Source organism: Promicromonospora xylanilytica, from assembly GCF_054782895.1.
Window position 1 is genome coordinate 1 of record NZ_BAAGRP010000037.1, and the last position, 1329, is coordinate 1329.

The window sequence follows — 1329 nt, forward strand, 5'->3', positions numbered from 1 at the left end:
TGTCAAGCCCCGGGTTTGATGGAGACATCGAAGACCCGGAAGGATCTGGAGCATGGTTGCACCACGGAAGTACCCCGACGAGTTGCGTGAGCGGGCCACGAGGATGGCTCTCGAGGCGCGGCAGGACCCGCAGGCTCGTGTCGGGGCGGTGAAGCGGATCGCGGACCAGCTCGGTGTGCATCCGGAGGCGTTGCGGACCTGGGTGTCGCGTGCCGAGCGGGACGAGGGTCTGCGTCCTGGGCCGACGACGGCCGAGGCGGCCAGGGTCGCGGAGCTGGAGCGGGAGAACCGTGAACTACGCAGGGCGAACCAGATCTTGAAGTCCGCGGCGAGTTTCTTCGCGGCGGAGCTGGACCGTCCGTCGCGATGAAGGTCGAGTTCGTCGACCAGGAGAAGGTCACTCACGGCGTCCAGCCGGTCCTGCAGGCGTTGCGTGGCACGCCGGCTGAGATCGCGCCGTCGACCTACTACGCCCACAAGACCCGGCCCGAGTCCGCCAGGGCCGCCCGGGATCGGGTGCTGACCGAGAAGATCGAGGAGGTGCACGAGAAGAACTACGGCGTCTACGGGGTCCGGAAGGTCTGGCACGAGCTGAACCGGCAGCGCGGCGGGCAGGACACGCGGGTGGCGCGGTGCACGGTCGAGCGGCTGATGCGCGAGAACGGGCTGCGTGGGTTGCTGCGCGACAAGTCCCCGCGCACGACCCGGCCCGCGGCGGAGACCGGCAGACCCGGCGACCTGGTCGAACGGGACTTCACCGCGACGCGGCCGAACGAGCTGTGGGTCGCGGACCTGACCTATGTCCGGACCTCGCAGGGGTGGGTGTATGCGGCGTTCGTGCTGGACGTGTACTCCCGCCTGATCGTCGGGTGGCAGGTCGCCACGTCGTTGTATACGGATCTGGCGTTGGACGCGCTGCAGATGGCGATCTGGCGCCGGCAGCACGAGGGCGCCGATCTGGCCGGGCTGACGCACCACTCGGACCGTGGAGTGCAATATCGAGCGATTCGCTATACCCAGCGGCTCGCCGAGGCCGGCGCCGTGGCCTCGGTCGGTTCCAAGGGCGACTCGTATGACAACGCGATGGCCGAGGCGTTCAACTCGCTGTTCAAGGCCGAGCTGGTCCGTAACAACGGGCCCTGGCGCGGCCTGGACGACCTCGAGATCGCGACAGTGGAGTACATCGACTGGTACAACAACCGGCGTCTGCACGGCGAGCTCGGACACATCCCACCCGCCGAACACGAAGCCCTACACGCCGCTGCCCACCCGGTCCCGGCAAGCCTGGAAACCAACTAACCAGCTCTCCACCAAACCCGGGGCTTGACA

General features: G+C 67.9%; 1 protein-coding gene. It reads left to right on the forward strand.

Annotated features, from left to right (window positions below):
* The first annotated feature begins 52 nt into the window (after positions 1-52).
* Positions 53-1299 (forward strand): IS3 family transposase gene (locus tag ACYVK7_RS17655; protein ID WP_460889033.1). Its coding sequence is split into 2 segments (ribosomal slippage): positions 53-332 and positions 332-1299, totalling 1248 coding nucleotides; the frame shifts between segments, so codons are not numbered across the junction.
* The last annotated feature ends 30 nt before the right edge of the window (positions 1300-1329 follow it).